This is a genomic window from Marinobacter panjinensis (genome assembly GCF_005298175.1).
In the GTDB taxonomy this organism is placed as follows: Bacteria; Pseudomonadota; Gammaproteobacteria; order Pseudomonadales; family Oleiphilaceae; genus Marinobacter; species Marinobacter panjinensis.
Window position 1 is genome coordinate 3172767 of the sequence record NZ_SZYH01000001.1, and the last position, 24707, is coordinate 3197473.

At 59.1% G+C, this 24707-nt stretch carries 25 protein-coding genes; 18 read left to right on the plus strand and 7 right to left on the minus strand.

What is annotated here, in order from left to right:
* Nucleotides 1–7 precede the first annotated feature (7 nt).
* The gene (locus tag FDP08_RS14510) at nt 8–466 is read left to right on the plus strand and encodes an META domain-containing protein (RefSeq protein ID WP_137436839.1); all 459 of its coding nucleotides are present in this window, start codon (nt 8–10) and stop codon (nt 464–466) included.
* Nucleotides 467–481: 15 nt separating this feature from the next.
* Here the strand turns inward: FDP08_RS14510 and FDP08_RS14515 are convergent, their stop codons facing one another.
* Genes FDP08_RS14515 through FDP08_RS14530 form a run of 4 tightly spaced genes read right to left on the minus strand, consistent with a single transcriptional unit; the run spans nt 482 to nt 6089 of the window.
* Entirely contained in the window at nt 482–1012 is a 531-nt protein-coding gene (locus FDP08_RS14515) for a YqiA/YcfP family alpha/beta fold hydrolase (protein ID WP_137436840.1), read from the minus strand.
* 21 nt (nt 1013–1033) lie between these two features.
* Complete coding sequence (locus FDP08_RS14520) at nt 1034–2050, minus strand: LLM class flavin-dependent oxidoreductase (protein WP_137436841.1); 1017 nt, start codon at nt 2048–2050, stop codon at nt 1034–1036.
* Between the two features lie 56 nt (nt 2051–2106).
* A complete protein-coding gene (locus FDP08_RS14525) occupies nt 2107–4386 on the minus strand; it encodes an ATP-dependent DNA helicase (protein ID WP_137436842.1) in 2280 nt (759 codons plus the stop codon).
* On the minus strand, nt 4383–6089 hold the full coding sequence (locus tag FDP08_RS14530) for a VRR-NUC domain-containing protein (RefSeq protein ID WP_137436843.1): 1707 nt from the start codon (nt 6087–6089) through the stop codon (nt 4383–4385). The genes FDP08_RS14525 and FDP08_RS14530 overlap by 4 nt, the downstream gene beginning before the upstream one ends.
* A gap of 69 nt (nt 6090–6158) precedes the next feature.
* Between FDP08_RS14530 and FDP08_RS14535 the strand changes: the two genes are divergently transcribed.
* On the plus strand, nt 6159–6698 hold the full coding sequence (locus FDP08_RS14535) for a glutathione peroxidase (RefSeq protein ID WP_228263317.1): 540 nt from the start codon (nt 6159–6161) through the stop codon (nt 6696–6698).
* A 10-nt stretch (nt 6699–6708) separates the two neighbouring features.
* Here FDP08_RS14535 and FDP08_RS14540 read toward each other — a convergent pair whose 3' ends face one another.
* The 3 genes from FDP08_RS14540 to FDP08_RS14550 all read right to left on the minus strand — a co-directional run bounded on the left by FDP08_RS14540 (nt 6709) and on the right by FDP08_RS14550 (nt 9122).
* Nucleotides 6709–7338: a metallophosphatase domain-containing protein gene (locus FDP08_RS14540; RefSeq protein WP_137436845.1), complete on the minus strand. Its 630-nt coding sequence runs from the start codon at nt 7336–7338 to the stop codon at nt 6709–6711.
* Nucleotides 7335–8150, minus strand: a complete 816-nt coding sequence (locus tag FDP08_RS14545; protein ID WP_137436846.1) for a crotonase/enoyl-CoA hydratase family protein — start codon at nt 8148–8150, stop codon at nt 7335–7337. The genes FDP08_RS14540 and FDP08_RS14545 overlap by 4 nt, the downstream gene beginning before the upstream one ends.
* Nucleotides 8151–8246: 96 nt before the next feature.
* Entirely contained in the window at nt 8247–9122 is an 876-nt protein-coding gene (locus tag FDP08_RS14550) for an AraC family transcriptional regulator (RefSeq protein WP_137436847.1), read from the minus strand.
* Nucleotides 9123–9271: 149 nt separating this feature from the next.
* Between FDP08_RS14550 and FDP08_RS14555 the strand changes: the two genes are divergently transcribed.
* From FDP08_RS14555 to FDP08_RS14630, 16 genes are all read left to right on the plus strand, one after another.
* Nucleotides 9272–10762: a CoA-acylating methylmalonate-semialdehyde dehydrogenase gene (locus FDP08_RS14555; RefSeq protein WP_137436848.1), complete on the plus strand. Its 1491-nt coding sequence runs from the start codon at nt 9272–9274 to the stop codon at nt 10760–10762.
* A gap of 9 nt (nt 10763–10771) precedes the next feature.
* Nucleotides 10772–11938 carry an acyl-CoA dehydrogenase family protein gene (locus FDP08_RS14560; RefSeq protein ID WP_137436849.1) on the plus strand — a complete coding sequence of 389 codons (1167 nt, stop codon included), beginning with the start codon at nt 10772–10774 and terminating at the stop codon, nt 11936–11938.
* 13 nt (nt 11939–11951) lie between these two features.
* Nucleotides 11952–12731, plus strand: a complete 780-nt coding sequence (locus FDP08_RS14565) for an enoyl-CoA hydratase (protein WP_137436850.1) — start codon at nt 11952–11954, stop codon at nt 12729–12731.
* Nucleotides 12732–12771: 40 nt separating this feature from the next.
* Nucleotides 12772–13857, plus strand: a complete 1086-nt coding sequence (locus FDP08_RS14570) for an enoyl-CoA hydratase/isomerase family protein (protein WP_137436851.1) — start codon at nt 12772–12774, stop codon at nt 13855–13857.
* A 46-nt stretch (nt 13858–13903) separates the two neighbouring features.
* The gene (gene mmsB, locus FDP08_RS14575) at nt 13904–14797 is read left to right on the plus strand and encodes a 3-hydroxyisobutyrate dehydrogenase (RefSeq protein ID WP_137436852.1); all 894 of its coding nucleotides are present in this window, start codon (nt 13904–13906) and stop codon (nt 14795–14797) included.
* A 158-nt stretch (nt 14798–14955) separates the two neighbouring features.
* Nucleotides 14956–16605, plus strand: a complete 1650-nt coding sequence (locus tag FDP08_RS14580; protein ID WP_137436853.1) for an AMP-binding protein — start codon at nt 14956–14958, stop codon at nt 16603–16605.
* Nucleotides 16602–17018: a PaaI family thioesterase gene (locus FDP08_RS14585; RefSeq protein ID WP_137436854.1), complete on the plus strand. Its 417-nt coding sequence runs from the start codon at nt 16602–16604 to the stop codon at nt 17016–17018. Before FDP08_RS14580 ends, FDP08_RS14585 begins: the two co-directional genes overlap by 4 nt.
* On the plus strand, nt 16981–17832 hold the full coding sequence (locus FDP08_RS14590) for an alpha/beta fold hydrolase (RefSeq protein WP_228263318.1): 852 nt from the start codon (nt 16981–16983) through the stop codon (nt 17830–17832). Before FDP08_RS14585 ends, FDP08_RS14590 begins: the two co-directional genes overlap by 38 nt.
* A gap of 71 nt (nt 17833–17903) precedes the next feature.
* Complete coding sequence (locus tag FDP08_RS14595) at nt 17904–18680, plus strand: ABC transporter ATP-binding protein (RefSeq protein WP_137436855.1); 777 nt, start codon at nt 17904–17906, stop codon at nt 18678–18680.
* Complete coding sequence (locus FDP08_RS14600; protein ID WP_137436856.1) at nt 18677–19399, plus strand: ABC transporter ATP-binding protein; 723 nt, start codon at nt 18677–18679, stop codon at nt 19397–19399. Before FDP08_RS14595 ends, FDP08_RS14600 begins: the two co-directional genes overlap by 4 nt.
* An 80-nt stretch (nt 19400–19479) precedes the next feature.
* Complete coding sequence (locus FDP08_RS14605) at nt 19480–20694, plus strand: ABC transporter substrate-binding protein (RefSeq protein ID WP_137436857.1); 1215 nt, start codon at nt 19480–19482, stop codon at nt 20692–20694.
* 114 nt (nt 20695–20808) lie between these two features.
* Nucleotides 20809–21696, plus strand: coding sequence for a branched-chain amino acid ABC transporter permease (locus FDP08_RS14610; protein WP_137436858.1), 888 nt, complete (start codon nt 20809–20811; stop codon nt 21694–21696).
* A gap of 2 nt (nt 21697–21698) precedes the next feature.
* Nucleotides 21699–22694: a branched-chain amino acid ABC transporter permease gene (locus FDP08_RS14615; RefSeq protein ID WP_137436859.1), complete on the plus strand. Its 996-nt coding sequence runs from the start codon at nt 21699–21701 to the stop codon at nt 22692–22694.
* A 239-nt stretch (nt 22695–22933) separates the two neighbouring features.
* Nucleotides 22934–23776: a helix-turn-helix domain-containing protein gene (locus tag FDP08_RS14620; RefSeq protein ID WP_137436860.1), complete on the plus strand. Its 843-nt coding sequence runs from the start codon at nt 22934–22936 to the stop codon at nt 23774–23776.
* Between the two features lie 144 nt (nt 23777–23920).
* On the plus strand, nt 23921–24106 hold the full coding sequence (locus FDP08_RS14625) for a Flp family type IVb pilin (protein WP_137436861.1): 186 nt from the start codon (nt 23921–23923) through the stop codon (nt 24104–24106).
* A 75-nt stretch (nt 24107–24181) separates the two neighbouring features.
* A complete protein-coding gene (locus tag FDP08_RS14630) occupies nt 24182–24688 on the plus strand; it encodes an A24 family peptidase (RefSeq protein ID WP_170979037.1) in 507 nt (168 codons plus the stop codon).
* The last annotated feature ends 19 nt before the right edge of the window (nt 24689–24707 follow it).

Sequence of the window (24707 nt, forward strand, 5' to 3'; positions counted from 1 at the left end):
GAATGGAATGAAAGGAACCATGCGTATACCGGGGTATCTGGTAACACTGTTCGCTGTGCTATGGCTGGCCGGTTGCACAAGCTCGCCGGCCAGGCATGGCTCGGGCGGCGATGTGGTCGCGATGCCGCTGACCAATACCTACTGGCAGCTGGTGAGCGTTGCCGGTGAGCCTGTGCCGGAAACCGACAGTGAGCAGAAAGCCCATATTCTGTTCCTGGACGATGGCCGGGTAAGTGGGTTCAGTGGCTGCAACCAGTACATGGGTAAATATCGCGTCGAGGGCGAAAACCTGCTGTTTGATTCCATGAGCAGCACCCGTATGGCCTGCCCTGACAACCAGACGGAAGGCCAGCTGTTTGCCGCACTGGCTAAGACCGTGGGGGTCAATCTGGGCGGCATCGAGCTACGGTTGCTGGGTGAGGCCGGAGAAGAGCTGGCGGTATTCGAGGCCTCGCGGATGAGATAGAGACCAGCCTGCCTGTCAGTTTGTCGCCAGACAGCCGGTCATGAATATCCTGAATTCGCTCACCAGTCGCTCCAGGCTGTTTTCCAGCCGATGCCCGTCCGGCAGCACCAGCAATGGCAGCTTCTGTTCCCGGGCCAGTTCCATCACCGGCATGGGTAGCACCACATCATCGTCCCAGCCGTGAATGATCTGGGTATGCCGGGCCTGAATCCGCGGGCTGGACTGGGGATAGGCGGACATTGCCAGCGCGGGTGCCAGCAGGAAACACCCCAGTACCGGGGTTTCGGCACTGGTACGGGCGCACACCCAACCCCCCATGCTGGAACCGACCAGGACGGTGCGCTCCGGACTGACTCCCGCCTCTGCCATGGCCTCTTTCATTTGCTGCAGGCGCTCCATGGGGACTTTCGTGTTGCGATGGTCCAGCGCGATCGCGGTGACCCCGGGGAAGGTTTCCGCTTCCGCTTTCAGGGCCTGCACCTTGGTACCTCCGGGGCCGCTCTCCAGTCCGTGGGACAGGAATACGTGAATGTCAGATGTCGCCATGATGACCTCCGGTGAGCGGGTTCAGTGTCGGGTTGCCGCGAGAATGTCCAGCGCGTGCCGGCGTTTCTCCGGGTCGTAGAGGTCCACGGTGAACATCAATTCGTCTACCTCCACGGTCTGCAGTAAACGCTCCAGCTGCTCGCGAATGCTGTTCTCGCTGCCCAGCAATTGCAGCGACAGGAAATCCTTCACGCCGGCTTTCTCGCCACTGTTCCACAGTCCGTCCATGGATTTCACCGGCGGCCGCATCCATAGGGGCTGGCCACGGAACAGAGACAGAATACGCTGGTAACTGGTGGTGGCGAGGAACTGTGCCTCTTCGTCGGTATCCGCCGGCACCGCCGGAACAGCCAGTATCACGTAGGGCTTGTCCAGCTGCTCCGAGGGCTGGAAGTTATCCCTGTAGGTCTGGATCGCCTCGCGGTAGAGCCGTGGCGCAAAGTGGCCGGCGAAGGCGTAGGGCAGGCCCCGCATGGCGGCGAGCTGGGCGCTGTAAAGGCTGGAGCCGAGCAGCCAGATGGGCACGTTGGTGCCGGCACCGGGTATGGCCTTTACCTGTTGGCCAGGCTGAAGCGGGCCAAGCAGGGTCTGCAGTCGTGCAACATCCTCGGGGAACTGCTCCGCCCCCAGGCCTTCCCGTCGCAGGGCACGGCTGGTAATCGGGTCGGTTCCAGGTGCCCGGCCAAGGCCCAGGTCGATGCGTCCGGGATAAAGGCTTTCCAGGGTGCCGAACTGCTCGGCGATCACCAGGGGAGGGTGATTGGGCAGCATGACGCCGCCCGAACCCACGCGAAGTGTTTTGGTGGCGCCGGCGATGTGTCCCACCAGAACGGCCGTTGCGGAACTGCTGATGCCTTCCATGTTGTGGTGCTCGGCCAGCCAGAAGCGCTGAAAACCGAGGCTCTCCGCATGCTGCGCATAGGCCACGCTGTTGGCCAGGGTCTGGCCAACAGAATCACCTTCGCGTACCGATGCCAGCTCGAGAAGCGAGTAAGCCGGGGATTGTGCGGAAAATTGGGCGTTGGAAGACTGCGACATTGAATGCTCCGGTTTTGAACTATCCCGCAGCATAACAAAAAGCGGCGGGTATGCCGCTATAGGGGGTGGCCGGTATTGCTGTCCGACATCCACCAGCCCGGCAACAGCTGACGGATGTCGGGCTGAAGAAAGCGGTCGTCGATGAGCCAGATCACGCCCTGGTCCTCTGGCGTGCGGATTACCCGGCCTGCGGCCTGGGCGACTTTCTGCAGACCGGGGATCAGGTAGGTGTAGGCCTGGCCGGCGCCGAAGCGCTGTTCCAGTCGCTGGCGCAGGATCTCGTGCCAGGCATCAAACGGTGGCAGGCCCAGGGTGGCGACAAAGGCGCCGATCAGGCGGTCGCCGGGCAGGTCGATGCCTTCGCTGAATACGCCGCCGAGTACGGCAAAGGCAACGCTGGAATTATCCTCTCGGAAACCGTCCAGGAATGCCGTACGTTCCTCGCCGGACATGCCCGGTTGCTGGGCGCGCAGGGGGATGTCAGGCGCCAGGTCAGCCAGGGCATCGCGTACGCGGTTGAGGTAGGCAAAACTGCTGAAAAAGGCCAGGTAGTTGCCGGGCCTCTCGTGGTATTGCCGGGCAATGAGTTCGGCAATGGGTACCAGTGAGCGTTCGCGATGGGCCTGGCGGGTGCTGATGCGTGGGGTGAAATGCACGCTGAGCTGGTCGGCAGAAAACGGACCGGGCAGCGACTGAAAGCAGGTGTCTTCCGGCATGCCCAGTAAGTCACGGTAATAGATGCCGGGTGACAGGGTGGCGGAGAACAGCAGGGTGCTGTCAGCGGCCTCGAAGCGAGGCTTGAGGAAGTCCGCCGGGATGAGGTTACGGATAGCCAGCTGCGCCTTGCCACGACCGGGCCTGACCAGTTCGCACAGGGAGTGGTCGCCGAAGACCTCCGCCAGTTTGGTAAAGGCCAGGCTTTCGAACATCAGCTCCTGAAGCGCCAGATCCGGCGGATGGTCGGCCAGGTAGTCGGTAATGGCGGAAACCAGGCGGTTCAGCGCGCCGGTCAATGAGCCGGGCAGGTTATCCAGAATCACCGGTTCACGGCTGATATCCGGGGCATGATCGCGGATCACCGATTGCCAGGCCCGGGACACGCCGTCCAGGCTGGGCTTCAGTGCCTTGGGTGCCTGCCGCCGAATCCGCAGCAAGCGGGTCTGGCTCAGTTCCACCGAGTACATGCCCCTGGCCCGGTCCACCAGGTTGTGAGCCTCGTCGATCAGCAGGCTAGCTTTCCAGTCATTCTGTCGGACCAGCGCGTGGAGCAGGGCGGACTGGTCGAACATCCGGTTAACATCGGCAACGACGACATCACACCAGCGGGCCATTTCCTGGGCCAGGAAGTAGGGGCAGATGCCGTGCTGGCTGGCGATGTCAGCCAGTACCGGCTGGGTCAGGGCGCCGGTGTGATTGGCGGCGTCTGCCCGAGCCTCTGGAAGCCGGTCGAAGAAGCCCTTGGCCAGCGGGCAGGCGTCGCCGTGGCAGGCCTTGTCCGGGTGTTCGCAGGCGTGGTCCTTGGCGACCAGTTCCAGGGTTCGCAAGGGCAGCGCGCCCGGTTGCTTCTCCCGTAAAAGATGAACGGCATCCACCGCCAGGTGGCGAGCGGTGTTGCGGCTGGTGAGGTAGAACAGCCTGTCCTGTTTGGCCGCAGGCATTGCCATAAGGGCCGGGAACAGAGTGCCCAGAGTCTTGCCGAGACCGGTGGGGGCTTCCAGCAGCAACGTTCGGTGGCGAAGGGTGCTCTTGTAAACGGTTTCCGCCAGGGCGCGTTGCTGGGGGCGGAAGTCAGGGAAGGGAAATGTCAGCCGTGCCAGCGCGCCGTCCCTTTCCTGCCGGTGACTGGCCTCCTGTTCCGCCCAGCCGCTGTAGATGGCACAGAGTTGTTCCAGTTCCTGCCAGAGTTCGTCGGCGCTGGCGGTTTCGGTGATGGGCGTCTCTTTGTCCTTGCCCACATCGTAGTAGATCAGCGCCAGATCGATCGTTTTCAGCGTTTCCTGACGGCACAGCAGCGCCCCGTAAACCCTCAGCTGCGCCCGGTGCAGGTTGCGCTGGGCCTCCCGCACCCGGGACAGGTCGCCACGGTGGGTCTTGATTTCTTCCAGCCGGCCGGCGATCGGGTCGTACCCATCGGCCCGCCCACTGACCATCAGCTTGCCGCACTGGCCGGCCAGTGCAACCTCGCTTTGATACCTTGGCCCGCGACGTGCCTGCACGGCGCCATGGCCGGCAATGCCTTCTTCCGACGTGGGTGCCGGCGTGTAGCGCAAGTCCAGGTCACCCTTGCGGGCGGCGAACTCGCAGAGAGTGCGCACCGCCACCTTGAGTTCGCTCATTCGGCAATCCTGGCCCAGCGGACGTAGCAGACGGACACCGGAATATCCTGGCCAACACAGAACTCCAGCCAGCGGGTCTGGTGATCCTGCAGACGATCACCGGGGCCTTTTACTTCGATCATCTCATAGCGCCGGTTCGGATCGGAATGACCGGGTTGAAAGCGGATCAGGTCGGGAAAACCGCTGCGGTGTTCCCGCAGGTTGTCCAGCAGGCGCCGGAACATCAGCTCCAGGTGGTGGGTGGGGATGCATTCCAGCGCCAGGTTTAACAGGTCCTCAGAGAGCGCCGGCCAGATCACGAAGGGCGAAGCAGCGCCCTGCTTCTGCCGCCAGGTGTTACGGATCCGGGATTTATAATCGTCGGTGGCCAGGGCGTCCAGGCAGTCGTCAAACAGTGCTTGCCGGCGCTCCACAAAATCATCCCGATACAGATCCACCGGACCGGTGTGGAAGGGATGGAAGAAGGCGCCGGGAACAGGGGCGAACAGGGCCGGCCAGCACAGCAGGCCAAACAGGCCGTTGATCAAGGTGTTTTCCACGTAGGCAACCGGCGCTTCCGGCTGGGACAGGTGTTCCATAGCCACCCATTCCACCGAGTGGCCCTCCGGATTGTCCAGCTCCAGGGTAAAGGCCGTCAGCGCCGGGCGTGCGGATGGCGGAGGCGGGGTTTTACCCAGTTTTTTGGCCAGGCGTGACTGGATGCGTTCAAGCCCTCGTTCTTCCGCGCCAAACCTTGGCTCCTCACCGGCGGCTATGATTAGCTGCCAGGCTTCGCGGTATCGCTTCAGCCGTTCCAGCAGGCGTAATTGCCGCAGGCGGGCCTCACGGTGGCCGCTTTGCTCATAGGCGGCCAGTGCCAGCTCTGTGTTCCGGCCACGTTCTGCCAGCTTGCCCAGTTCAAACAATAAGCGGCCACGCCGACTTTCCAGCCAGGCATTGTCGGAGGCGGCCGGCACCTCCTGCCATACGGTTTCCGGTGATTCGCCGTTGTCCAGGCGTTCGCGGCAGTGATGCATGACCAGGTAGCGATCCACATCGTCGCGTTCGTCAAAGGCGCGGGATTCAGCAGAGAGGGGGACCTGTTCGTATTGTTGATGACCCAGTTCCACCAGCACGAAATCGGACCAGCTCTGGCGCAGATTGCCGAAGAACATCAGCCTCAGGCGATCAAACAGGGCCATGTGGTTCAGTCGGATTACCCGAGTGGGCAGGTTTGGCAGCCAGTGTTCCACGGGAGCGGGATCTGGATGCAGAGGGATCAGTGTGTCTTTCAGCAGTCCCTTGGCGGCAGCGGCCGGCAAGCCAGTCGCTGAGATCCGGTCCGCCAGGGCAGGGCGAAGTTCAGCAAGGGTGAACAGGCGAAAGACCTCAGTCAGGGGGATGTCCGGGGCGTCATCAATCCAGCCGCTGCGCGACAATCCGCTGGCAGCGTCAGCCACCGGAACGCCAAACTCGGGGTAGTTAAGCTTTTCCACCCGGAACAGTTCACCAGTGCGCATCACCAGCCGCGCCACCAGTGCCCGCTCCGGCTGGTTCAGCGTCAGCAGGCTGTCTATGTGCCCGGTTTCCTCTGCGGTCAGCAAATCACTGTGGTGCCGGCGCACCCAGCGTACGACCGTCTCGAAGTTTTCGAGATAGTACAGCGGATTGTCCAGGTCGGCGGTGCCGGGAATGGAGGAATGTGGGGTTGATACGGGCGTCATAGAAACTGTTTTGCTGGCCAGAGCGTAAGCATAGAATGATCACTGATGATGCCCTATGGAGAAGCCGATATGCGAGCCCTGATTGCCGTGATTTTCATCTTGTCTTCAGCGTCGGTGATGGCCGCTGAGTGTCCGGCCTTCCTCAATCATGACCTGAGAAAGCTGCACTCGTCGGATTCCGTCAACCTGTGCGACATCGCCGCCGGTAAACCCATGCTGGTGGTCAATACCGCCAGCCGCTGCGGCTACACCGGGCAGTTTGAGGGGCTCGAAGCACTGCATAAGGAGTACAGCGACAAGGGCCTGGTGGTCGTTGGCTTTGCCAGTGATGATTTCCGCCAGGAGGCGGCGACCGAGGAAGAGGCTGCCAAGGTCTGCTTTGTTAATTTTGGCGTCAGTTTCACCATGATTGCGCCCTCGGTGGTGACCGGAAGCGAAGCCAATCCGGTATTCCGGGCCATCAACAGCCAGAGCAGTCAGCCCCGCTGGAACTTTCACAAGTATGTGCTGAATGCCCGGGGCGAGGTTGTGGAGGCGTTTCCCAGTCGCGTTAAACCGGACGCCCCTGAACTTCGCAGTGCGGTTGAGCGGGTAGTTGCGGACCGCTGAACCGGAACCCTCACAGGTCCACGACGATTGGCGGATTCAGCGGTTTGAAACTGCCGTCGCAGGTGCTGGCATTAACGAACCGGCAGTCATTCAGGTTGAGTTGACCATGGCTTTCGTGAATGTGTCCGAACACGTGCATTTTCAACCGTAGCCGCTCCAGTTCCTGTGTCAGGTCGTCGCAGCCCACGGACTGGGAGTGGGTGGCTGTGATCACCTGGTCGAGAATGCCCGCCGGTGGGCCGTGGGTGATCAGGATATCGGTATCGGCGGGAATCTGTTCCCATCGCTCCGCGATGACCGGGCCGCGCGAAAGGTTGAAGGCCCAGTCGAAGAACACCGGCGTCCACGGACTGCCCCAGAACTTCAGGCCCTCAATTTCAGTACCAGTATCCCGCAGGTAAATCGCGTTACTGATCAGTGCTTCGGCCTCTGCCGGCTCATCCTGCAGGCACCAGTCGTGGTTGCCGGCAATCAGGATCTTGTGGCGGTGGGGCTGTTCGGCAAACCAGTTGTCCAGGTCTTCCAGTTCCTCAAGGGTGCCCACCCCCAGGCAGTCACCGGCGTGGATCAGGATGTCGCCGTCCGGCACCTGAACCTGACGGTGCATGCTGTGGGTATCCGATATGCAGACCAGTCTCATGAAGGCTCGCTGGGTTTGTTGTGGTTGTTGGGTTTATTGAAAGCTCCGTGGCGTCCGGCACCGCCGGCAAAGCGGCCGGCACCTTCGATAGCTTCTTCGAATACCACAGGATAGCCCCCGGCGCCTTCTGCAGCCAGGGCGTCGGACAGTTTCATATCCCATTGGTGAATAGCCGACTGCCGATCGGCGCGCAAACACTTCTGGGGAAAGCCGGCAATGTCTGCCGCCAGGGCTTCTGCGGCGGGTCGGGCCTGGCCATCGGCTACTATCCGGTTCGCCAACCCCATGGTCTTGGCTTCATCGGCGTTGACCGGCCGCCCCGTCAGGATCATGTCCATCGCATTACCGTGGCCGATGATCCTGGGCAGGCGCACCGTCCCGCCATCAATCAGTGGTACACCCCAGCGGCGGCAGAATACCCCGAACGTTGCGGTTTTCTCCGCCACTCTCAGGTCGCACATAAGCGCCAGTTCCAGGCCGCCGGCAACCGCATATCCGGCCACCGCTGCAATGACGGGCTTCGACAGTTCCATGCGGGACGGGCCCATGGGGCCGGATGCTGTCCCTGTGGCCTCAATGTCGTTGCGCCGTTCTGGGTCGCCGACGGCTTCCAGGTCGGCGCCGGCGCAGAAGTTGCCGCCTTCGCCCCAAAGAACCGCCACTTTCAGCTCATCGTTCTTTTCGAAATCGGTGAAAGCCTGGCGCAGGGCATTGGCGGTTTCGCGGTCAACGGCGTTACGTTTTTCGGGACGGTCTATGACAATGGTAATAACTGCACCATTGGTTTCGGTGTACACGGGTGGGCGGGTCACAGGGATCTCCTGAGTTTATTGTTATGGGGCCTGGTAACGGTGGCTTCCAGTATGCACCGAGCCCGATAACGGCAACAAGCTCGTCGGAAAAGCAGCTCAATGGCGGTGGGTGTGGCGGTAGTCTGTCGGAGACTGGCCCATGACTTTCTTGAACAGGCGGGAGAAATAATAGTTGTCGTCGTACCCCAGCATATTGCTGATCTGGGTGAAGGAATGGTCCGTGGTGTCCAGCATCTGGCAGGCCTGCTCTACTTTCAGGTGCAGGAAATGCTGGATGGGGGACACTCCGGTCAGGGCCCGGTAGCGGGTGGCGAAATGGGCGGGCGAGAGGCCGGAAAGGTCCGCTAGCTGGCCGAGGGTAATGCGTTCGTCCAGGTGTTCCCGCATGAAGTTGTGGATGATGTCCAGGTCCGGCTGCTGGGTGTGACTGGCCTCGCCAACGCTCAGGGGAACCGCTGCCAGTAATTGCCGCAAGCGGTTGGCCACGTGGACGAGGCCGGGGGTACGGAAGCCGGTTTGCCTCACTGATAACAAACCATTGAAATCCACCAGCAACCTCGGCTGCCGCCCGATATGCTGGATGCGGATGTCATCGGTAAACCCCATATGCTGACGGAAATTTTCCGCCAGCGGGCCGGCGTAGTGCACCCAATGGATTGTCCATGGGTTCTCCGGCGCGGCGGTATATCGGTGGGCAGCTCCTGCAGGAATCAGTACCAGGTCGCCGGCCCGGACCACGCAGGGTTCGTCTTCGACATTGAGGTAGGCCTCGCCCTCCGTGCAGTGGATCAAAAGATCGTCGTTATGGTGTTCCCGGTGCATGTGATGGCCTGCGGCGCGGCGGTAGTGGCCAAAAGCCAGCGGGTACAGGTCACGGGTCAGGGGGTGCCGCGACAGGCTACGTATAACCGGGTCCGGGATGACATAACGGATACTGTCTGGCGGCACGGGCCATTGGGAGGTTCTGGTCATATTCGTTGGCTGCATTCCTGATGTATCTAAAGATAATCCATCATGGTCGAAACTTAGTCAATCATGAAGCGACAGCGGGCTGTGCTAGGATCGATGACAACCAGAGGGTAAAGACCCCAATACCTACAACAATGACAGGGAACATCGCTATGAAAAACGTACCCCTTTATATCGCCGGTGAGCTCGTAGAGAGCCAGACCGACCAGTGGATTGACGTCACCGATCCAGCCACCAACGAAGTGATTGCGCGCGCGCCCTGCACCACAGCTGACGAAATGCGACGCGCCATCGACAACGCCGGTGAAGTGTTCAAGGCCTGGAAAGAAACCCCGGTTTCCGAACGCGCCCGGGTAATGATGCGCTACCAGGCACTGCTGAAAGAACACCACGACGAAATTGCCGAGATTCTCTCCAGTGAAACCGGCAAAACCTTCGAGGACGCCAAGGGCGACGTATGGCGTGGTATCGAGGTTGTGGAGCATGCGGCCAACGTGCCATCGCTGATGATGGGCGAAACCGTCGAGAACGTGGCCCGCGAAGTTGACACCTACTCCTACACCCAGCCCCTGGGTGTCTGTGCCGGTATCACCCCGTTCAACTTCCCGGCGATGATTCCGCTGTGGATGTTCCCCATGGCCATCGCCTGCGGGAACACCTTTATCCTCAAGCCGTCGGAGCAGGACCCGCTGACCCCGATGAAGCTGGCGGAGCTGTTTGAACAGGCCGGCGCACCCAAGGGTGTATTGCAGGTGGTTCACGGCGGCAAGGAACAGGTGGATGTACTGCTGACCGACCCGGCCATCAAGGCAGTCTCCTTCGTCGGTTCCGTGCCGGTTGGTCGTTACATCTACGAAACCGGTACCCGCAACATGAAGCGTGTGCAGAGCTTCGCCGGCGCCAAGAACCACATGGTTGTGCTGCCGGATGCGGACAAGGATCAGGTGGTCAGGGCCCTGGTAGGCGCATCGGTTGGTGCTGCCGGCCAGCGTTGCATGGCCATTTCCGTGGCAGTGTTTGTGGGCGAGGCCCAGGAATGGATCCCGGAAGTGAAGGAAGCCCTGGCCGCAGCCAAGCCGGGCGCCTGGAACGACAAGTCTGCCAGCTACGGGCCGATCATCAGCCAGAAAGCAAAAGAGCGGGTGGAGTCACTGATTACCCGCGGTGAGCAGGAAGGCGCCAATCTGCTGCTGGACGGCCGTAACTGCACCGTCGACGGCTTGCCGGATGGCAACTGGGTTGGCCCCACGCTGTTCTCGGGCGTCAAGACAGACATGGATATCTACAAGGAAGAAATCTTCGGCCCGGTGCTGTGCTGCATGGAAGTGGATACCCTGGCGGATGCCATCGCCCTCGTGAATGACAGCCCCTACGGTAACGGCACCTCCATCTTTACCAACTCCGGTGGTGCGGCACGCCGCTACCAGCATGAAATCGAAGTGGGTCAGGTAGGCATCAACGTACCCATTCCGGTGCCCCTGCCGTTCTTCTCCTTCACCGGCTGGAAGGGTTCCTTCTACGGTGACCAGCATGCTTACGGCAAGCAGGCGGTGAAGTTCTACACCGAGACCAAGACCATTACTGCCCGTTGGTTCAACAGCGACGCAGTTGCGGAAACCAATTTCTCCATCCGCATGCGGTAAGGAGAACCCATGAACTTTGATCTGACGGAAGATCAGCTGGCCTTCCGCGAGGCCGCCAGGGCCTTCGCGGAAAAGGCCATGGCGCCCCACGCGGCGAAATGGGATGCGGACCATGTGTTTCCGGTAGAGGTGATCCGCGAAGCGGGTGAAATGGGCTTCTGTGGTATCTACACCCCGGAAGCCCAGGGCGGCATGGGGCTGTCACGGCTGGATACCAGCGTCATCGTGGAAGAGCTGGCGGCTGCCTGCCCTTCCACCGCCGCCTACATCACCATTCACAATATGGCCACCTGGATGGTGGCTCAGTTCGGTAACGCCGACATCCAGAAACAGATCGCGCCGAGAATGGCCAGCGGTGAATGGCTGGGCTCCTACTGCCTGACCGAACCGGGTGCCGGCTCCGATGCCGGTAACCTGCGCACCAAAGCCACCCGGGACGGCGACAGCTATCTGCTCAACGGCAGCAAGGTGTTCATCTCCGGCGCCGGCGCCACCCAGATGCTGGTAGTCATGGCCCGCACCGGCGCGCCGGACAGTGGCCCCAAGGGCATCAGTGCCTTCGTGGTGCCTGCCGACAGTGACGGTATCCACTACGGCAAGGCTGAGGAAAAGATGGGCTGGAACAGCCAGCCCACCCGCCAGATTACGTTCGAGAACGTCCGTGTGCCGGCCAACAACCGGCTCGGCGAGGAAGGCCAGGGCTTCATGATCGCCATGAAAGGGCTGGACGGCGGCCGCCTGAACATTGCCACCTGCTCTATCGGTGGCGCCCATGCAGCCTTGCTGCGCGCCCGTAATTACATGCACGAGCGTGAGCAGTTCGGCCAGGCCCTGGCGGGCTTCCAGGCGCTGCAGTTCAAGCTGGCGGACATGGCCACCAACCTGGTCGCAGCCCGGCAGATGGTCCGTCTGGCTGCCTACCGGCTGGATCAGGGCGACAATGAAGCCACCCTCCATTGCGCCATGGCCAAACGCTTTGCCACCGATGCCTGCTTTGATGTCTGCAACGAGGCGCTTCAGCTTCATGGTGGGTACGGCTATATCCGGGAATACCCGCTGGAGCGTTATGTGCGTGACCTGCGGGTGCACCAGATCCTGGAAGGCACCAACGAAATCATGCGGCTGATCGTGGCCCGCCGGCTACTTGAGCCCGGCGTGGCCGAGGCCATCCAATAACAAGGAATCTCTCATGAGCGAACTGATTCAGCTGGAAAAACGCGACCACACCGCGATTATCACTATCAACAATCCACCGGCCAATACCTGGACGCTGGACTCCCTGAAGGCGCTGGAAGAGACCATCGAAGCGCTGAACGAAGACCTCAATATCTTTGCATTGGTGGTCACCGGCCAGGGCGAGAAGTTTTTCTCGGCCGGCGCGGATCTCAAGAGCTTTGCCGACGGTGATATTGCCAATGCCGACTTGATGGGCAAGGCCTTCGGCCGGGCCTTCAGTGCCCTGAGCCGTTTCCGTGGTGTGTCCATCGCGGCAGTCAACGGTTATGCCATGGGCGGTGGCCTGGAGTGTGCCATGGCCTGCGATATCCGCATCGCCGAAGAACACGCCCAGATGGCCCTGCCGGAAGCCACCGTGGGGCTGCTGCCCTGTGCCGGTGGCACCCAGAACCTGCCCTGGCTGGTGGGTGAAGGCTGGGCTAAGAGAATGATTCTCTGCGGCGAACGCATCAAAGCCGACAAGGCGCTGAGCATTGGCCTGGTGGAAGAAGTGGTGCCAGCTGGCGCCGCTCTGGACAAGGCTCTGGAACTGGCACACATGGCCAGCAAACAGAGCCCCTCGTCTGTCGCCCGCTGCAAAACCCTGGTGATGAGCGCCCGCGATGGCCGCAGCCACGACGACGGCTGGCGCATGGAGCGGGAATTGTTTGTGGATCTGTTCCGCACCGAAGACCAGCGTGAAGGAGTGAATGCGTTCCTTGAAAAGCGCAAGCCTGAATGGAAAAACCGATAAGAAGCACTGATAAACCGGGCCGGACTACTGAGTTAATGGTATGAGCAATCAAGCAGTCATTTTTGAAGAACTGGAAGCTGCCGGCGGCAAACGCATCGGTGTTGCGCGGCTGAACACACCTCGTTCCATGAACGCACTGTCGCTGGAAATGATCCATCTGCTGAAGCCCAGGCTGGACCAATGGGCCGCGGACGACGCCATCGGCGCTGTCTGGCTGGAAGGCGAGGGCGACAAGGCCCTGTGTGCCGGTGGCGACATTGTGGCGCTGTACCGGGATATGACCGAACCCCGGTCCGACAGTCGTTCCGCCAGTGAAGGGGATACGTTCTTTACCGACGAGTACGAACTGGACTACCAGATACACACCTACCCCAAGCCGTTTATCGTCTGGGGTAACGGCCTTGTCATTGGCGGTGGCCTGGGCCTGATGTCAGGCGGCTCTCACCGGGTGGTAACAGAACATACCCGCGTGGCAATGCCGGAAGTGAGCATTGGCCTGTATCCGGATGTGGGCGCAGGCTGGTTCCTGAATAAAATGCCGGGGCGCACCGGGTTGTTCCTGGGGCTGACCGGCGCACGTATGAACGGGGCAGATGCCATCTTCACCGGGCTTGCAGACCGTTTTATTCGCCATGACATGCGCGACGAGGTCAAGCAGGCTCTGCAACAGTCCGACTTTGGCGACGAAGCCCATGGTGCTGTCAGTAAGGTATTGCGCCGGTTCGAGGCAGGCTCCCGCGAGGCAATGCCGCAGTCCGTGGTGCGCGAGCACTTTGATGTGATCCAGGCGCTTACCGATGGCGATTCATTAATGGAAGTGGTGGATAACCTGGGCCAGTACGCCGGCGAAGACCCGTGGCTGATCAAGGCGGTCAAGACCGTTGCGGCGGCGTCACCGGCTTCCATGACACTGACCTGGCAGCACTATCACAACACCTTGCATGACAGCCTGTCCCAGGTTTTCGACAAGGAGCTTCGGATATCAAAACGCAGCCTGAAAATGGGGGAATTTGCAGAAGGCGTACGGGCACTGCTGATCGACAAGGATCTCAAGCCACGCTGGCATTTCCCCACACTGGAAAGCGTGGACCCTGAGTGGATCGATCGGTTCTTTATGGAGTCCTGACTAACACCGAACAGACCAAACCTGATCAAAAACGGAGAACAATAATATGGCGACTATCACGTTTATCGGTCTTGGCAACATGGGCGGGCCCATGGCCTCCAATCTCGTCAAGGCAGGCCACAACCTGACGGTGTTTGATCTGTCCTCAGAGGCGGTCAAGGCACTCACCAGCGAAGGCGCGAAATCCGCGGCGACCATCCAGGAAGCGGTGGAAGGCGCGGAGGTGGTGATTTCCATGCTGCCAGCCGGCCAGCATGTGGAATCGGTTTACCTGGGTGACAATGGCCTGCTGAAAATCCTGCCGTCCAGCACGCTGGTGATCGACTCGTCGACCATTGCGCCGGAAACCGCAAAGGGCGTGGCCGAAGCGGCCGTTGCCGCTGGCATTACCTTTATGGACGCACCGGTGTCCGGTGGTGTCGGTGGTGCCAAAGCCGGCACTTTGACGTTTATCTGCGGTGGCGAGGCAGATGCCTTCGAGCGTGCCAGGCCCATTCTTGATGGCATGGCCAAGAACATCTTTCATGCCGGCCCTCACGGCGCCGGCCAGATTGCCAAGATCTGCAACAACATGCTGCTGGCCATCCTGATGAGCGGCACCAGCGAGGCCCTGGCCCTGGGCGTAAAGAACGGGCTGGACCCCGCCGTGCTCTCGGAAATCATGAAGCAGAGCTCTGGCGGCAACTGGGCGTTGAACGTCTACAATCCCTGGCCGGGTGTGATGGAAGGCGTACCGGCTTCACGCAATTACGAAGGTGGTTTCCTGGTTGACCTGATGAACAAGGATCTGGGCCTGGCCTTCGACAACGCCGTCAAGAATCACGCGCCCATTCCCATGGGTTCGCTGGCCCGCAACCTGTTTGAGCTGCATGCCGGTGAGGGTAACGGTGGGCTGGACTTCTCCAGTATCCAGAAATTCTATTACCGCGGGCAAAGCTGAGTAGGCAGCGCCTTCGGAATCTGAGGAACGGGGTTTTCGCCCATGCTGTCAGGTTCTGAAGGCGTTTATTTTCAGCTTAATGTTTACCTTTACGTAAACTATAGCCTGTGCTAAACATTGAGAACAGAAATCGTCCACAACAATAAAAGGACTGGACTATGAGCCTCCCGGAATACCAATCAGTCTATGACAATTTCGATCCCGCCAGCCTTGAAGCCGAGGTACTGGAGGGTAGCCTTGATGCGGGCCTGAACGTCTGCACGGAGATCTGTGACAAGTGGGCGGACGACCCCCAGCGGGTTGCCCTGTATTACGAAAAAGCGGACGGCGGCTCCGGCAAGCTCACCTTTGCCGAGCTGAAAGAACAATCCGCCCGGTTTGCGAATTACCTGACGTCCCGGGGCATTGGCAAAGGCGACCGGGTTGCTGCCCTGTTGCCCCGCAGCCCGGAGCTGCTCATCGTCATCGCTGGCACCCTGAGAGCCGGCGCTGTCTACCAGCCTTTGTTCACCGCCTTCGGCCCCGGTGCTATTGAATACCGCTTCGAGCGGGCCAGCACAAAGCTGGTGGTCACTGATCCCGTCAACTACCCCAAACTGATTGAAGTGAAGGACTGTGCGCCGGTGGTATGTGTCAACGCCGCCGAAGTGAGTGGTGACATCCCGGACTTTGACAAGACTCTGGCAGACCAGTCAGCGGAGTTTGAGCCAGTACTGATCAAGGGCAGTGATCCGTTCCTGCAGATGTTCACCTCGGGCACCGTGGGCAAGTCCAAGGGTGTGGCGGTGCCGGCCAAGGCGCTTTTGGCGTTCTATGTGTACATGAAGTACGCCATCGATTTGCGGGACGATGACGTGTTCTGGAACGTGGCTGATCCGGGCTGGGCTTACGGCCTTTATTACGCGGTGATTGGTCCGCTGCTGATGGGGCACGCGACCCACTTCAATCCGGGTGCTTTTACCCCGGAAACCACCTACGACATGATCCGCAAGTACAAAATTACCAACCTGGCGGCGGCACCCACCGCCTACCGGCTGCTGAAGGCCAATGACCATGTGCTGCCGGAGGGTGAAAACCTCGGTCTGAGGGTGGCCAGCAGTGCCGGCGAACCGCTGAACCCGGAAGTGGTGAACTGGATCGAGCGGCGCCACTTCTGCCCGGTCAAAGACCACTACGGCCAGACTGAAACCGGCATGACCTGTTGCAACTTCCATGGCCTTGAGCACCCGGTGCGCCCGGGTTCCATGGGCTACTCCTCGCCCGGCCACAAAGTCGTTGCGCTGAACGAGAAAAACCAGGAAGTGGGCGAGGGCGAAATCGGCCAGTTGGCGGTCGATGTGAAAGCCTCCCCGCTGTTCCACTTCGATGGCTACACCTGGGGCGAGAAAGACCCGTTTGTGAACGGCTATTACCTCACCGGCGATATGGTGGTGAATCACGGTGGCGGCTGCTTCTCCTTCAGCGGCCGCGACGATGACATCATCACCACCGCGGGTTACCGCGTCGGCCCGGCAGATGTGGAAAGCACCCTGCTGGAGCACAAGGCCGTTGCCGAATCCGGTGTGGTGGCCAAGCCCGATGAAAAGCGCGGCTCAATCATCAAGGCCTATGTGGTCATCAAAGGCGATCAGGAGCCGGAGAACGAAGACGCCCTGAAGGATGAGCTGCAGGAGCTGGTGCGCCACCGCCTGTCTGCTCACGCCTACCCGCGGGAAATCGAATTCGTGGATGAGCTGCCGAAAACCCCCAGTGGCAAGATCCAGCGCTTCGTTCTGCGTAACCAGGCGAAAGAAGAGAAGCACGGATGATTGTTACCTTCGAGGAACTGCAGGCCTTCCTCGCCGACCAGTTTCCCCAGGGTGCCCGTTACGGCAGCCTGGAGAAGCTGGGTGACGGCTGGGCCGAAATGAAGCTGGATGTGGATGACGAGCACCTGCGCCCCGGTGGCACCGTTGCCGGCCCTGCGATGATGGGGCTGGCAGACGTCGCCCTTTACGCCGCGCTGCTGGGGAAGATCGGCCTGGTGCCGTTGGCAGTGACCAGCAACCTGAATATCAATTTCCTGCGCAAGCCGGTGTCCCACAGCCCGATTAGGGCGCAGGCCAGGATGCTGAGAATTGGCAAGGCCAGCGGCGTCGGCGAGGTTTATATCTACTCGGATGGCCTGGAAGACCCGGTGGCCCATGCCACCATCACCTATGCCATTCCGGCCAAGCGGTGATGGCATGAATGTCAGTGACATCTCTGTCCCGCTGGGGGATGGGGCCAGGGTTCAGGTGCAGCGGCTGAGCCACGGAAAAGGCTCCGGACCGGTACTGGTTTTCCTGCACGAATCCCTGGGCAATATCGCCCTGTGGAAACAGTTCCCCCGCCGGCTCGCGGAGGCCACAGGCCTGGACGCGCTGGTCTATGAGCGCCAGGGCTATGGCGCCTCCAGTGACGAGCCATTGCCACGCCCCTACGACTACCTGGAGCAGGAAGGCACCGTGTGGCTGCCCCGGCTGCTGGATGCGCTGGAAATCGACAAGGTCATTCTGGTGGGTCACAGCGACGGTGGTTCCATAGCCCTGATTGCGGCGGCAGAGCTGGGCACAAGAGTAAAAGGGTTGATCACCATGGCCGCCCATACCTGGGCGGATCACCTGACCCTGGCGGGCATTCGCGACATGGGGCGGCGTTATAGGGAAGAGGGCATTCGCGAAAAACTGATGCGCCACCATGGCGAACGCACGGATTCGCTCTTCAACGCCTGGCAGGAGGTGTGGCTGGATGAGGGCTTTCAACAATCACTGAAGTTTGGGCCCTGGCTGGACGCCATCCAATGCCCGGCTATGATCATTCAGGGGGAGGACGACGAATATGGGGTTCCCGAGCAGGTGACCCGCATCGTGGAGGGCATTGGAAGCGGGGCAACACCGGTTTTCATGCCCGAAACCGGTCACTCACCGCATTTGCAGCAGCCCGACCGGGTGCTGTCGCTGATATGCGACTTTTTGCGCATAGAGATTGGCCAAAAAAGTGCGATTTACGGTTGACGTTTACGTAGACGTCAATCTACTCTGTAGTTAGTATAAATGCACAACAATAACAAAAGGTAGAATGGCTCATGAGTGACCCGTTCGTTCTGGAGACCCAAAACCTCGTCAAAGAGTTCAAGGGCTTTGTCGCGGTCAATGACGTCAACCTGAAGGTGCAGCGTGGCCACATCCATGCGCTTATCGGACCCAACGGTGCGGGCAAGACCACCGTATTCAATCTCCTCACCAAGTTCCTTATTCCTACCCGCGGCAAGATCCTGTTCAAGGGGATGGATATCACGTCCATGAAGTCCGCTGCCATTGCCCGCGAGGGTGTGGTGCGTTCCTTCCAGATTTCCGCCGTGTTCCCCCACATGACCGCACTGGAAAACATTCGTGTGGCTCTGCAGAGCTTCGAAGGCAACTCCTTCCGGTTCTGGAAATCCGGCGAGTCCCTGAACAAACTCAATGACCGCTGCATGGAACTGCTGGACAGCGTGGGCCTGACCGAATTTGCCAACACCACCACTGTAGAGCTGGCCTATGGCCGCAAGCGTGCGCTTGAGCTGGCGACGACGCTGGCTATGGAGCCGGAGCTGATGCTGCTGGACGAGCCCACCCAGGGCATGGGTAGCGAAGACGTGGAGCAGGTGGTGGAACTGGTGCGCAAGGCCGCCCAGGGCCGCACGGTGCTGATGGTAGAGCACAACCTGGGGGTGGTCAGCAAACTCTGTGACCGGGTCACCGTGCTGGCCCAGGGCTCGGTGCTGACCGAAGGCGATTACCAGGACGTGTCCGACGATCCCCGGGTCCGTGAGGTGTACATGGGTGGTACCGCGACCAAGAAGCAGGAGACAGCGGAATGAGCCCGACCCCCCACAAAGAATACGAACAGCTACGCATCTCCGGGCTTCACGCGTTTTATGGCGAGTCTCACATCCTCCATGGCATTGATCTGGAGGTTAAGCGTGGCGAGCTGGTGACCCTGCTGGGCCGTAACGGTGCCGGCCGCAGTACAACCCTGAAAGCCATCATGAATATGGTGGGCCGGCGCACCGGCTCCATCATGATCAACGGTGAGGAGACCATGTCCTGTGCGCCTCACCACATAGCAAGGTTGGGAGTCGGGTATTGCCCCGAACACCGGGGCATTTTTTCCGGGCTTAATGTCATGGAGAACCTGACACTCCCTCCGGTAGTAAGAAGCGGCGGTATGGGGCTGGAAGAAATCTTCTCCATGTTCCCGAACCTTTACGAGCGCCGCACCAGCCAGGGTTCCAAGCTCTCTGGTGGAGAACAGCAGATGCTGGCGATGGCCCGGATACTGAGAACCGGCGCCAACATGCTGCTGCTTGATGAGATTACCGAGGGCCTGGCCCCGGTCATCGTCGAGAAGTTGGGCGAGGTGCTGATTCATCTCAAGGAGAAGGGTCTGACGATTGTCCTGGTAGAACAGAATTTTCATTTCGCCGCACCCCTGGCGGACCGTCATTACGTGATGGAACACGGCCAGATTGTGGAGGAGATCAGCGCCGACGAGCTTGAAAGCAAGCAGTCGATGCTGGATAGATACCTGGGCGTTTAATGTCCGGGTTCGAGAGTGCAACAAAAGCAACAAGAAAGAATCCCGAAAACCAACGCAAAGACAGTAGCGGAGAAACAACAATGACAATTACCAAAAAGCTTCTGACCTCAGCGGTTGCCTCAGCCCTTCTTGTGGGCGGTGCCCAGGCTGAGATATCCGATAACACTGTAAAGATCGGCTACCTGGCCGATATGTCCGGTACCTACCGTGACCTGGCCGGCCCCAATGGCCTGAAAGCACTTGAAATGGCCATTGCCGATTTTGGTGGCAGTGTGAACGGCGCAAAAATTGAGGTTGTCAGTGCCGATGACCGCAACAGCCCGGACTCGTCTTCAAGCACGGTTCGCCGCTGGGTTGAGAACGAAGACGTGGACCTGGTGGCAGGCCTGGTTGCATCCTCGGTCACCATCGCCGTGAGCAACATCCTGGAAGAAAACAACAAGCTGGGTATCGTTTCCGGCTCTGCTGCTTCCAGCATCACCAACGAGCACTGTACGCCCAACCACATCCATTATGTGTATGACACCTATCCGCTGGCCAACGGTACGGCGAGCGCTGTGGTGAAAGAAGGTGGCAAAACCTGGTTTATCCTGACCGCTGATTACGCCTTCGGCCATGCCCTGGAAGGTGACGTAACCCGCGTGGTGGAAGAAAACGGCGGCGAAGTCATCCAGACTGTTCGTCATCCGTTCCCGACATCCGACTTCTCGTCTTTTATCCTGCAGGCGCAGTCATCCGGTGCTGATGTGGTTGCCCTGGCTAACGCCGGTGCAGACACCACCAATGCCATCACCACCGCCGGTGAATTCGGCCTGACCCAATCCGGCCAGACCCTTGCAGCCCTGTTGCTGTTCCTGACTGACGTGCATGCACTGGGCGCCCAGAGTGCTCAGGGTATCCAGCTGACTACCGGCTGGTACTGGGATATGAATGACGAAACCCGTGAATGGTCTGACCGCTTCATGGACGAAACCGGCGTTCGCCCGACCATGGTCCATGCAGGTATCTACTCCAGCACCATCCAGTATCTGAACGCTGTCAAGGCCACCGGATCCGACGATTCCCAGACCGTACGCAAGCAGATGATGGATACACCCATCAACGACATGTTTGCCAAGAACGGCATCATCCGTGAGGACGGCCGCATGGTGCACGACATGTACCTGGCGGAAGTGAAGACACCTGAGGAATCCAAGAACGAATGGGACCTGTACGAGATCGTGCGGACCATTCCGGGGGATGAGGCTTATCGTCCGCTGTCCGAGAGTAAGTGCAAGCTCGTAACTCAAAACTGATGTTCTGACCGACTGGGCCGTCCCGCACGCAGTTCCTGTGGGGCGGCCACTGACCTGCAGAAACGCACTTCGCCTCTGTAAGTTGTAAGTTGCGCTGCTTTTGGAGTTTGTAACATGACCGAGATTCTGGGAGTCCCCGTGGCTGTGCTGTCTGGCCAGTTAATGCTCGGGATTATCAATGGTTCCTTTTACGCCCTGTTGAGTCTGGGGCTGGCGGTCATATTCGGCCTGCTGAAAATCATCAATTTTGCCCATGGCGCCATGTACATGCTCGGCGCCATGTGCACAGTACTCCTGTTTGATGCCTTCGGGGTCAACTACTGGGTTGCCCTGTTTCTGGCGCCGGTGATAGTTGGTTGCTTTGGTATTGTGCTGGAGTATTTCCTGTTGCGGCGCATTGCCGGCCAGGACCATATTTACAGCCTGCTTCTGACTTTCGGTATTGCCCTTATTCTCCAGGGTGTGCTGACCAATATTTACGGCGTTTCCGGCCTGCGTTACTCCATGCCGGAAGTGTTCAGGGGTGGCATGAACCTCGGGTTCATGTTCCTTCCCTACTATCGTGCCTGGGTTATCGTGGCGGCCCTGCTGGTGTGTTTCGGTACCTGGTTCATGATTGAAAAAACCCGGCTTGGCTCCTACCTGCGGGCCGGCACGGAAGATTCCCAACTGATGCAGGGATTCGGCATCAACGTGCCACTGCTGATCAGCCTGACCTATGGCTTCGGCGTTATGCTGGCCGCCTTTGCCGGTGCCCTCGCGGCGCCTATCTACTCGGTATCTCCGGTGATGGGTTCCAACATACTCATTGTGGTGTTCGCCGTAGTGGTGATCGGCGGCATGGGCTCCATTGCCGGTGCCGTGATTACCGGCCTGATGATGGGGGTTGTAGAAGGGTTTACCAAAGTGTTCTACCCGGAAGGGTCGGCAGCCGTGATTTTCCTGGTGATGGTGGTAGTTCTTTTGATTCGGCCATCGGGCCTGTTCGGTAAGGAGGCGTAATCATGGCGACCACAACTACCCAGACTGATATTCAGGAAAGTATTGTCAAACAACAGAAATCAGAACAACGCAAGAAGCAGATCCTCAACCTGGTGTTGCTGGTACTGCTGCTGCTGGCACCGGCGGTCCTGTACCCGGTGTTCCTGATGAAAATCCTGTGCTTCGCCCTGTTTGCGGTCGCATTGAACCTTCTGCTTGGATATACCGGCCTGTTGTCTTTCGGGCACGCAGCGTTCCTGGCGGCCGGCTCCTACACGACCGGCTACCTGCTATCGAGCTTCCCCGCGCTGACCACGGAAATGGGCATTGTCGTGGGCACAGCGGCGTCATTGTTGCTTGGCCTGGTGTTTGGTCTTGTGGCCATACGTCGGCAGGGCATCTACTTCGCGATGATTACCCTGGCCCTGGCGCAGCTGGTCTATTTCTTCTTCGTGCAGGCCCCCTTCACCGGGGGCGAGGATGGTATGCACGGCGTTCCCCGCGGTTACTTGTTTGGCCTGGTAGACCTGAATGACAACAACGCCATGTACTACTTTGTGCTGGCCGTGTTTCTGGCCGGTTACCTGCTGGTACAGCGCATCGTCGGATCACCGTTCGGCCAGGTGCTCAAGGCGATCAAGCAGAACGAACCAAGGGCGGTATCCCTGGGCTACAATGTGGATCGCTACAAACTGCTGGCGTTCGTGCTTTCCGCAGGTCTTGCCGGCCTGGCTGGCTCGGTGAAAACCGTAGTGTTCCAGCTGGCCTCCCTGAACGATGCCCACTGGCACATGTCCGGCGAGGTCATCCTCATGACCCTGCTGGGCGGCACTGGCACCCTTCTGGGGCCGGTGGTAGGCGCTGGCTTCGTGGTGACCCTGGAGTACCAGCTTTCACAAGGGCCGCTGGGCGACTGGGTCGATCCCATTCTTGGCGCCATCTTCGTGCTGACGGTCATGGCCTTCCGCTCCGGTATTGTGGGGGAGATCCAGAACTTTATGCGCAAGAATATGAGTTAGAACGCTAGGTAACCCGCCAAGCCAGAATAGAAAAGGGCTGCTCTCCGGAGCGGCCCTTTTCTATGCTCGAAGCCTTTTAAATTCGGTTTCTACATGTTTTGAGATTTGACATGTATGGATTCATTGCCTACTAATGAACACGGGTTCAAATATTAAAAAAATGACATGTTGCTCTCCCCCTCGGCATATCCAGAAGGAGCTGACGACCCTAAAGTCAGATGTAAGAAGGGGCTGTTGAGATGGAAAAAACGACCGTTGTGCTGGTAGATGCCACCCAGTATGGATCGGATCCAGCGATTGTTAGGGTGATTGAAAAGCATTATCCGCTTGTTTACGTGACCAGACAGGATGATCTGGGCAGGGTCTATGCCAATCAGGCGCCCATCGGCCGGGTGATTACCTGCTTTGATTTCGATTTTCCGGATATCGCCAGCCTTTCCATGCTGAGCGAAGCCAAGCAGCAGTTTACCTCGGTGCCGATGCTGATGTTCACGGAACAGCATTCCGAAGCCCTGGCGGTCTGGGCTTTGCGAACCAGAATATGGGATTATTTTGTCAAACCGGTTATTGATAGCTCCGTTACTGCGTCCCTTGACCGGCTCAACCAGCTTCTGGCTGAGTCCTCCAACCGAGACCCACGCACGACGATCCAACAGACACACCCCCTGCCTGATGATGCCCGGTTCCAGAAGCACCGGGGTGAAGACAAGTCGGTAGATGCGGCCTCAGCCTACATTGACCAGCACCTCGCGGATAAATTAATGCAGGCCAATATTGCTGAACTGTGCGGAACCAACAGCTACCAGTTGAGCCGCGCGTTCAAGCGGGTGTATGGCATTACCTTCCAGGAATACATCCTGCGACGCCGCATCGAAAAGGCGATTGAGCTGCTGCGGAACAACAGTGCTTCGGTCATCGATGTGTGCTGGGCCGTGGGATTTCACGATGCCTCCTACTTCACCAAGATGTTTCAGCGCCATACCGGCATGACTCCCTCTCAATATCGCCATAAGTGGCTGACTTCCAGAAAAGATGCCTCCCTGCCGTTTCAGCTTTCCACCCGGAATCCTGTCAAGCTCTGACACTCATCTGCAAAATCCTCCCAGTTTTTCACCAGAATTCTCCTAACGGTTAATTCTCCGCTCCTCCTAAGGTGGTTGATACAGCGCACGGATCAGTGGCTGTACAACCATGGAAGTTCGTTTAACGACTGCAGGAGTGACGAAATGAAAAACTTAAAGGAAAAAGTGGTTCAGTTTCTTCGTGATGAAGAGGGGTTGGAGCTGTCTGAATATGCTGTCGCAGGAGCTTTGATCGTTCTGGGTGCGGTTACTGCGTTTACGTTACTCGGAGATAACATCGCGCTTGTTATCGACGGCATCGCAGACACGATTGTGGCGCCAACGCCTTAATCAACCGATTAGTAAGTGAGTATGCAGGGATCGTCTTGCCGCTCTGCATACTCCGCCAAGTCTCGGTGCACTGGTATGAATAATCCATTTATCATCGCACTTATTATTGGGTTGGGTCTCGCTGTCTTGATAGACGTAACCAGACACAGAATTCCAAATTGGCTGACTTTTGGCATCGCTTTTACAGGTTTGGTATTTCAAACATGGGTTGCGGGTGGAAGCGGTTTGGGAATAGGACTTTTAGGTCTGTTTATTGGGTTGCTTTGCTTCCTGCCTTTTCACATCTTCGGTGCTATGGGCGCTGGGGACGTAAAACTCTTGGCGGGTGTAGGTGCTTTTATTGGTCCCGTGAATGTCTTCGTGGCGGCGCTAATGGCCTTAATTGTGGGCGGCGTTATTGCAACGGTTTATATCGCTGCCAGAGGTGGTTTACGACCTATGATTCGTCGCTACAGAACAATGCTGATTTTATTGGTTGCCCGTAAACCTCAGTATATCCCTCCGGAAGTAGGGGAAGCCGCAGGCTTACGTTTTCCTTATGCATTGGCAATTGCTTGCGGAACCGCCCTGGCGGTTATCTAGCCAAGCCATTTTCAAGAAT